An 8454-nucleotide genomic window follows, 5' to 3' on the forward strand; every position below is an offset into this window, starting at 1 on the left:
ATATGGCGGATCGCACCCGGTTACTCACCAAAATCAGACATGATTTCACCGACAAGTCCCTGCTGAACTCTGCCCTGAGCCATCCTTCAACAGCGGGGGAACAGAGCCGCAATTATGAACGGATGGAGTTTCTGGGCGACCGGGTTCTGGGACTGGTTGTTTCTCACTGGCTCTACGAAAAATATGGCGAAGATGCGGAAGGAACCCTCAACCGCCGCTTTACCGGGCTGGTCAATCGCTGGGCACTGGCTGATATCGCCCGCAGCCTTGGCGTCGACGAAGCCGTTCATCTCGGTGATGACGAAAACGGTGATCAGCTCCGCCAGCAGCCGGCATTGCTGGCCAACACGCTGGAAGCGATCATTGCCGCTCTCTATCTGGACGGGGGGCTGGAGCCGGCCAGAAGCTTCATTCATGAACATTGGGAGCGCCTGCTGACCGAAGATCTGAAGCCGCCGAAAGACCCGAAAACCGCGCTGCAGGAATGGGCGCAGGGCCGGGGGCTTGGGCTGCCCGAATACACGGTAGTTGAACGCTCCGGCCCGTCACATGCCCCGTTTTTCCGAATGACGGTCTCGGTCGCCGGTGGCGAACCGACAGAAGGCAGCGGCCCCTCAAAACGTGCGGCCCAGATGCAGGCCGCAAGTGAACTCCTCAAACGGCTGGAAAACTCATGAACGAGCAAGCGACTGCGACAAAATGCGGCTTCGTTGCCATCGTCGGAGCGACAAATGCCGGCAAGTCGACGCTGGTCAACCAGGCGGTCGGCACCAAGATTTCAATCGTCACCCACAAGGTACAGACGACCCGCAGCCGCGTTCTCGGTGTCATGATCGAAGACAATGCCCAGATCGTGCTGGTCGACACCCCCGGTATCTTCGATCCCCGCCGGCGGCTTGACCGGGCAATGATTCAGGCTGCCTGGCAGGGGGCTGCCGATGCCGATGTTGTCGCCCTGATTGTTGATGCCAAACGTGGCGCGACAGAGGATGTCCTCGGGATCATCGAAAAACTGGCCGATATCAAGGCTCCGAAACTTCTTGTCCTGAACAAGATAGATCTGCTGGAACGGTCACGGCTGCTGGATCTGACGGCAAAGCTGAATGCCTCGGGAATCTTTCAGGAAACCCTGATGGTCTCCGCCCTCAACGGCGATGGCGTCCGCGATCTTATCAGCCAGTTTACCCGGCATATGCCGGACAGCCCCTGGCTGTTCCCGGAAGATCAGCTGACTGATATGCCGAACCGGCTGCTGGCAGCCGAGATTACCCGCGAGAAGGCCTTTTTGCGGCTACATCAGGAATTGCCTTACAGCCTGACCGTCGAAACCGACACCTGGGAAGAACGCAAAGACGGCTCGGTCAAGATCGACCAGACGATCTTTGTCACCCGTGACGGACACAAAGGCATTGTGATCGGCAAAAGCGGTGCCACCCTGAAGGCGATCGGGGCAGAGGCCCGCGCCGAACTGGAGGAGATACTCGGGCACCGCGTCCATCTGTTCCTGTTCGTGAAGGTCCGGGAGCGCTGGCTGGAGGATCCGGAGCGGTTCCGGAATATCGGAATTGAATTCAATTCCTGACACCTGTCAGCGAAGACTGAGGGCCTAGCCATGGACTGGCGGGATGAAGCGGTTGTTCTGTCCGCTCAGGCCCATGGCGAAAATGGTGCCGTTGTTCAGCTGCTCACCCGTGAACGTGGCCGGCATGCCGGTTTTGTCCGGGGCGCCCACGGCAAGACCGGCCGGGCCGTCTGGCAGCCCGGCAATCTGGTGGATGTGACATGGCGGGCACGACAGGCCGACAATCTCGGTGCCTTGTCAGGGGAACTGATCCGGGGATATGCCGCCGAAGCCATGGAAGCAGCAGATCGGCTGTCCTGCCTCAGCGCAGCCTGCACGGTTGCCCATATGGCTCTGCCAGAACGCGAATCGCACCCAGCCGTCTTCGAGGGGATGCGGGTTTTACTGGAGTCTATCGCTGATGACACAGTCTGGCCGACAATTTATGTCCACTGGGAACTGGGGCTGCTGAAAGAACTGGGATTCGGTCTGGCGCTCGACAGCTGCGCCGCGACAGGAGAGAATGACCAGCTTGCCTATGTCTCACCACGGACGGGCAGGGCGGTCTCTTTGTCAGCGGGAGAGCCATATCGCGAGAAGCTGCTGTCCCTGCCGCCCTTTCTGACAGGACAGGCGATCGCCGACGATCAGCAGCTGGAACAGGCCCTCGACCTGACGGGATATTTCCTGAATGCCTGCGTCTTTCACCCGCTGAACCGGGGAGAACCCGGCGCACGCACGCGATTTGTTGACCGATACCGCAAGCTGACTACTATATCTGGTATTCCAGAAACGACGAATAGCGTCGACTGACGCAACAGGGGATTACGAATGAGCGAGCCGGTTCGCGACGACACTATCAGGCCGGTAGAATTGAAGGACGCTCTGGGTGAGCGTTATCTTGCCTACGCATTATCGACCATCATGTCACGGTCGCTGCCCGATGTCCGGGACGGGCTGAAGCCGGTTCACCGCCGGCTGCTGTTTGCCATGCAGCAGCTGAAGCTGGATCCCGCATCCGGCTACAAGAAATGCGCCCGTGTGGTTGGTGATGTCATCGGTAAATATCATCCCCACGGCGACAGCGCGGTTTATGAGGCGCTGGTGCGGCTGGCGCAGGATTTCGCCCAGCGTTATCCGCTGATCGACGGACAGGGTAATTTCGGCAATATCGATGGCGATAATGCCGCCGCGATGCGGTACACGGAATCCCGGCTGACACAGGTCGCTCAGGCGCTGTTGCAGGGCATCAATGAAGATGCCATCGATTTCCGCTCAACCTATGACGGTGAAGAACAAGAACCGGTCGTTCTGCCATCGGCCTTCCCGAACCTGCTGGCCAATGGTTCGGCCGGTATCGCGGTCGGCATGGCGACTTCCATACCGCCCCATAACGCGCATGAAATCTGCGACGCGCTGAAACATCTGATCAAGTTCCCCAATGCGACCATCGCCAAGCTGGTCGAGTACATGCCCGGCCCGGATTTCCCGACCGGGGGTGAACTGGTCGAAAGCCCGGAATCAGTTCAGGAATCCTATTCAACCGGACGGGGCAGCTTCCGCGTCAGGGCAAAATGGGAAGTGGAAAAGCTGAATCACGGGCTTTACCACATCGTCGTCACAGAAATTCCCTATCAGGTGCAGAAGTCCCGGCTGATCGAAAAGATCGCCGATCTGCTGCAGAACCGGAAACTGCCAATGCTGGCTGATGTCCGGGATGAATCGACGGATCTGGTGCGGCTGGTCATCGAACCCCGGAACCGGACCATCGATCCGGAACAGTTAATGGAACAGCTGTTCCGGCAGACCGACCTGGAAAGCCGTTTCAGCCTGAACATGAACGTGCTGGATGCTGACCACACGCCGAAGGTGATGAATCTGCGCGAGGTTCTGCAGGCCTTCCTCGACCACCGGCATGTGGTCCTGCTCCGTCGTTCACGCTTCCGGCTTGGCAAGATTGAACATCGTCTGGAAGTTCTCGGCGGCCTGCTGATCGCCTATCTGAACCTTGACGAGGTCATCCGGATCATCCGGGAAGAAGACCAGCCAAAGGCCGAACTGATCCGGACCTTTGACCTGACTGATTTGCAGGCTGAATCCATCCTCAATATGCGACTGCGCCATTTGCGGAAGCTGGAGGAAATGGAAATCCGGCGTGAACATGATGAACTGATGGCTGAAAAGCTGAAAATCGAAGAACTGCTCTCTGATGATCAGCTCCAGTGGAAAACAATCACCTGGGAAATCAGTGAAATTCAGAAGGCTTTTGGCAAGGATACTGCTCTCGGCAAGCGCCGGACCGTGATCGGCGACGCGCCCACAGCCGTTGTCGTGCCTCTGGAGGCCTTTATCGAGCGTGAGCCCATTACCGTCGTCTGCTCGGAAAAAGGCTGGATACGGGCCTTCAAGGGCCATCTGGCCGATATGTCAGACCTGAAGTACAAGGACGGGGATAACGCCCGCTTTGCCTTCCACGCCCAGACCACTGATAAAATCATCGCCTTCTCGACAAATGGCCGTTTCTACACCCTTGGTGCCGACAAGCTGCCCCGGGGCCGCGGCCATGGCGAACCGATCCGGATCAGTATCGATCTTCCGAACGACCATGATCTGGTCACCCTGTTTGTACATCAGCCGGACCGCAAGCTGCTGGTGGCCTCAACCGCCGGTCGTGGCTTTGCCATCTCTGAAAACGATGTCATCGCACAGACCCGGACCGGCAAGCAGATCCTGAATGTAAAAGGCCATGATGAAGCCTATGCCTGCCGTTTCATTGATGGTGATTCGGTTGCTGTCATCGGTAACAACAGAAAACTGCTGGTCTTCCCGCTGGATGAACTGCCGGAAATGGCCCGTGGACAGGGTGTGATGCTGCAACGCTACAAGGATGGCGCGCTGTCAGACATCAAGGTATTCAAGGCAGAAGATGGCCTGTCCTGGCGCAGCGGGGAACGCACACGCACAGAAACAGACCTGATAACCTGGATTGGGAAACGCGGGCAGGCAGGGCGACTTGCACCCAGAGGGTTTGCAGTTTCCAATCGCTTCGACTAATCCACCTGTTACAGGTAGAATTCTGAATTAACAGATTGCCGACAGATATATCCGACCGGAGAGTTCCAATGTCACTGACCACGTCAACCCATCCGACACTTGCCTCGCAGTTCTGGCCCAGGGGCGGAATTGCCAAGGCGGTCCTGATCACGATTGTCGGCAGCCTGCTGCTGACCGCTACAGCAAAAGTGAAAGTGCCGTTCTGGCCGGTCGAAATGACCATGCAGACCTTCGCTGTCATCGTCATCGGCATGACCTGCGGCTGGCGCCTTGGCATGGCAACCGTCGGTGTCTATCTGGCACAGGGCGCACTGGGGCTCCCGGTTTTCACCGGCACACCGGAAAAGGGCATCGGCCTTGCCTATATGGCTGGCCCGACCGGCGGCTATCTGCTGGGCTTCCTGTTGTCAGCCGGGCTGGTCGGCTGGCTTGCAGAACGTGGCTTTGACCGGAATATCGGTCTTGCTGCCTTCACCATTTTTGCCGGACTGGTTGTTCTGTATGTCCCGGGTATCATTCATCTCGGCAACCTGTTTGGCTGGGACAAGCCAGTCCTCGAATGGGGTCTCTATCCCTTCCTTGCCGGCGAAGGCTTCAAGATGGCCCTTGCCGCCGCTGTTCTGCCGCTGGCATGGCGGGTTGTCGGAGACGCGCCGAAAGGCTGACCTCATCGACAACAATACCGATATCAAAAGGTCGCTTGCCCATCCGGTAAGCGACCTTTTTTCGTACCTGGCCGGGCACTGGAAACTGACCCGCCATATCACCGACCATAATCGTGACCAGACAGGTCAGTTGAACGGCGAAGCGCATTTCGCCCCGGACGGTCAGGGGCTGATCTATCGTGAACGGGGCCTGCTGCAGATCGGTGATTATGCCGGTGAGGCAACGCAAAGCCTGATCTTTCAGCCAGCAGAAAACGGCGCCGCCGTCCATTTCTCTGATGGGCGGCCTTTCTATGGTCTCAACCTGTCAGACGGTTGCGACAGTGCTCTGCATCTTTGCACACCGGATCAGTATGAAGTCACCACCCGGGTTATCTCGGCAAAGGAATGGCATCAGGCCTGGCGGGTGAGGGGACCAGCCAAGGACCAGACAATCACTTCCCTGTTTCACCGTATCACCAAACAGGGCTGAACAGCCCTGCCAGTAATATCCTGATAATTTCCCGCCACCCCGGTGTGACGACGAAGATCACCCTTCGGAAAGGGATCAGAAGATCACCGTCGGCAGCCAGGTGGCGATAGCCGGGAAGTACCAGAGGACAACCAGTGCCAGAATCTGGATCAGCACGAAAGGGGCGACCCCCTTATAGATCTGCATGGTGGTCACCGACGGTGGTGCGACACCACGCAGATAGAACAGCGCAAATCCGAATGGCGGTGTCAGGAAACTGGTCTGAAGGTTGATCGCCATCATGATACCGAGCCAGACCGGATCAACCCCCTCCATCGCCAGCAGGATGGGGGCGACCAGCGGAACCACGACAAATGTGATTTCGATGAAGTCGAGGAAAAACCCGAGGAAGAACATCACCAGCATGACCATCACGATGGCCGTTGCCTGACCACCGGGAAGGTTGCTCAGGAATTCATGCACGGCGTCATCGCCACCAAGCCCCCGGAAAACCAGCGAGAAGACCGCCGCACCGATGAGAATGACGAACACCATCGATGAGACCTTCATCGTCCCAATCGTCGTGGCCTGCAGAATACGCGTCGCAAAAACCCGCCAGAGAGCAATCGACATCCCCCACATGAAAATCAGGCAGGTGATGACAGCGCCGACAATTGCAATCATGTCAGCTGTCGGGATTTCATCGCGTTTGACACGCAGGTCCATCGTATTGGCAATAACCAGCATGATAACCAGACTGATGGCCGAGATATAGATCGGCCACGGTCCGCCACGGTCCATTCGCTCAGCCAGCGCATAGAACGGACGCATAACAACCAGCGCATTTTTTGGCTGCGTGATCGGCTCGTCCGATATCTTGTCCAGCCGCAGACCGGCCAGCATCAGCGAACCGATGGCACCAACAGCCGCAGCCTCCGTCGGGGTTGCGACACCGGCAAGGATGGAGCCGAGCACAGCGATAATCAGCACAATCGGCGGCACCAGCGCACTCAACACCCGCAGGATCAGCGCTTCCTCGTCATGTGCTGCATCCAGTTCCTCACGCGGAATAGCCGGCGAGGTCGATGGCAATAACAGGGCGACCGTCAGCTGGTAGACCACATACATGCCAACCAGCATCAGCCCCGGCAGCAGCGCACCGGCAAACAGATCACCGACCGAAACCGTTTCCGGTGAGAAAATTCCCTGGGAAAGCTGTGCTTTCTGATAGGCAATCGACAGCTGATCCCCCAGCAACACCAGAACAATGGAGGGCGGGATAATCTGACCGAGTGTTCCCGCAGCACAGATCGATCCGCAGGCCAGTGACGGATTGTAGCCACGGCGCAACATGGTCGGCAGCGACAGTAACCCCATGGTCACAACCGTTGCACCGACAATCCCGGTTGAGGCTGCCAGCAGGGCCCCGACAAAGGTTACGGAAAGACCGATACCGCCGCGCATGCTGCCAAAAGCGGCCCCCATGGTCTCCAGCAGTTCCTCGGCGACCTTCGACCGCTCCAGCATGACGCCCATGAAGACGAACAGCGGAACCGCAATCAGGACTTCATTGGTCATCGTGCCATAGATGCGCGATGCCATGGCCCCGAACAGGCTCATATCGAAGATACCAAAACCCAGCCCGATCAGCGCATAGAGCAGGGCTGTCCCGGCAAGGGTAAAAGCGACCGGAAAACCGCACAGCAGAAACACGCAGGCGGAGGCGAACATCATCAGATCGAGAATTTCCTGAACCAGCATGATCTAGACTCCGTCCTCTCTGACTTCAGGGATCAGCGTCTCCCGGCCAGTAAGGCGCAGAACAGAAGCAATGATCATTGAGACACCCTGAGCAATCACCAGTCCACAAAACATCAGGATCACCGACTTCAGCAGGAAAACAGCCGGGATACCGCTGGTCTCTTTCGAACCTTCCAGCACTTCCCAGCTGGAGACGACATATTGCCAGCTGTAAATCCAGATCAGCAATGCCACGGGAATAAGGAAAAACAGGGCGCCACCAAGATCGACAATGGCTTTGGTCCGGGGACTGGCCTCACGATAGAAGATATCAACCCGTACATGACCTTCATGCAGCAGGGTATAGCCTGCGCCGACCATAAACAGGATGGCATGCATGTAGATAATCGATTCCTGCATCATGATCGAACCGAGACCAAAGATGTAGCGCATCACGACGACAGCGAACTGTATCAGCACCATCACAAGAGCCAGCCAGGCAATCCATTTGCCGACGGCATTGTTGAATCGGTTGATCACCGCCGAAAGACTGGCGAGTGCCTGCATGGTTGATTCCCCCTGAGCTGCTTTTTTTTGCCGCAGAACCAATTCTGTTCTGTTTAGCCGCAAGTGGCCCCGATTGATAGATTTATCGAAAACGGACGTCGTTTACAGCCGACATCCCGCACACGCAACCGGGTCACGCCCTGTTCGACGTGACCCGGTGTCGGACGGCATCATGCCATCAGATCGTGAGCCGCTTACTTGCCGTATTTGAACGGCAGGACGCGTGCGTTGGTATAGGCCTGATCTGCGATCTTCGACCAGGCGAGGGCCTTCTTACGGAACGCGATGAAACTGTCATACACTTCCTTCGTGATGCCACCGTCATTCGCCGTAGCAGACACAACGTCACCCGACGCTTCACCAATCGCGTTCAGCGTCTTGTCATCGAACTTCCGCAGCAGAACCTTGTGCTTCTC

General features: G+C 57.4%; 9 protein-coding genes. 6 read left to right on the plus strand and 3 right to left on the minus strand.

From position 1 onward, the window contains the following. The first annotated feature begins 2 nt into the window (after positions 1-2). The 6 genes from rnc (at position 3) to GH722_16375 (ending at position 5752) form a co-directional block, all read left to right on the plus strand. Positions 3-677, plus strand: coding sequence for a ribonuclease III (rnc, locus tag GH722_16350; protein ID MRG73342.1), 675 nt, complete (start codon positions 3-5; stop codon positions 675-677). Then, positions 674-1582: a GTPase Era gene (locus tag GH722_16355; GenBank protein ID MRG73343.1), complete on the plus strand. Its 909-nt coding sequence runs from the start codon at positions 674-676 to the stop codon at positions 1580-1582. Before rnc ends, GH722_16355 begins: the two co-directional genes overlap by 4 nt. A 30-nt stretch (positions 1583-1612) precedes the next feature. Then, positions 1613-2374: a DNA repair protein RecO gene (recO, locus tag GH722_16360; GenBank protein MRG73344.1), complete on the plus strand. Its 762-nt coding sequence runs from the start codon at positions 1613-1615 to the stop codon at positions 2372-2374. Positions 2375-2392: 18 nt separating this feature from the next. Further along, complete coding sequence (gene parC / locus GH722_16365; GenBank protein MRG73345.1) at positions 2393-4615, plus strand: DNA topoisomerase IV subunit A; 2223 nt, start codon at positions 2393-2395, stop codon at positions 4613-4615. Between the two features lie 68 nt (positions 4616-4683). Beyond that, complete coding sequence (locus GH722_16370; protein ID MRG73346.1) at positions 4684-5280, plus strand: biotin transporter BioY; 597 nt, start codon at positions 4684-4686, stop codon at positions 5278-5280. Beyond that, positions 5255-5752 carry a hypothetical protein gene (locus GH722_16375; protein ID MRG73347.1) on the plus strand — a complete coding sequence of 166 codons (498 nt, stop codon included), beginning with the start codon at positions 5255-5257 and terminating at the stop codon, positions 5750-5752. The genes GH722_16370 and GH722_16375 overlap by 26 nt, the downstream gene beginning before the upstream one ends. Positions 5753-5827: 75 nt before the next feature. On the opposite strand, the gene GH722_16380 is transcribed toward GH722_16375, so the two are convergent. The 3 genes from GH722_16380 to GH722_16390 all read right to left on the minus strand — a co-directional run bounded on the left by GH722_16380 (position 5828) and on the right by GH722_16390 (position 8379). Continuing rightward, the gene (locus GH722_16380) at positions 5828-7492 is read right to left on the minus strand and encodes a TRAP transporter large permease subunit (protein MRG73348.1); all 1665 of its coding nucleotides are present in this window, start codon (positions 7490-7492) and stop codon (positions 5828-5830) included. Between the two features lie 3 nt (positions 7493-7495). Continuing rightward, positions 7496-8038 carry a TRAP transporter small permease subunit gene (locus GH722_16385; GenBank protein ID MRG73349.1) on the minus strand — a complete coding sequence of 181 codons (543 nt, stop codon included), beginning with the start codon at positions 8036-8038 and terminating at the stop codon, positions 7496-7498. Positions 8039-8232: 194 nt separating this feature from the next. Continuing rightward, positions 8233-8379, minus strand: a complete 147-nt coding sequence (locus GH722_16390) for a hypothetical protein (protein ID MRG73350.1) — start codon at positions 8377-8379, stop codon at positions 8233-8235. Positions 8380-8454 lie beyond the last annotated feature (75 nt).

The sequence above is a fragment of the Alphaproteobacteria bacterium HT1-32 genome (assembly GCA_009649675.1).
Taxonomy (GTDB): Bacteria; Pseudomonadota; Alphaproteobacteria; order Rhodospirillales; family HT1-32; genus HT1-32.

Bases quoted from the DNA above. Each gene is read 5' to 3' on its own strand.
- GH722_16385 (MRG73349.1), bottom strand. From the start codon at position 8,038: ATGCAGGCACTCGCCAGTCTTTCGGCGGTGATCAACCGATTCAACAAT.
- parC (MRG73345.1), top strand. From the start codon at position 2,393: ATGAGCGAGCCGGTTCGCGACGACACTATCAGGCCGGTAGAATTGAAG.
- rnc (MRG73342.1), top strand. From the start codon at position 3: ATGGCGGATCGCACCCGGTTACTCACCAAAATCAGACATGATTTCACC.
- GH722_16355 (MRG73343.1), top strand. From the start codon at position 674: ATGAACGAGCAAGCGACTGCGACAAAATGCGGCTTCGTTGCCATCGTC.
- GH722_16380 (MRG73348.1), bottom strand. From the start codon at position 7,492: ATGCTGGTTCAGGAAATTCTCGATCTGATGATGTTCGCCTCCGCCTGC.
- GH722_16370 (MRG73346.1), top strand. From the start codon at position 4,684: ATGTCACTGACCACGTCAACCCATCCGACACTTGCCTCGCAGTTCTGG.
- recO (MRG73344.1), top strand. From the start codon at position 1,613: ATGGACTGGCGGGATGAAGCGGTTGTTCTGTCCGCTCAGGCCCATGGC.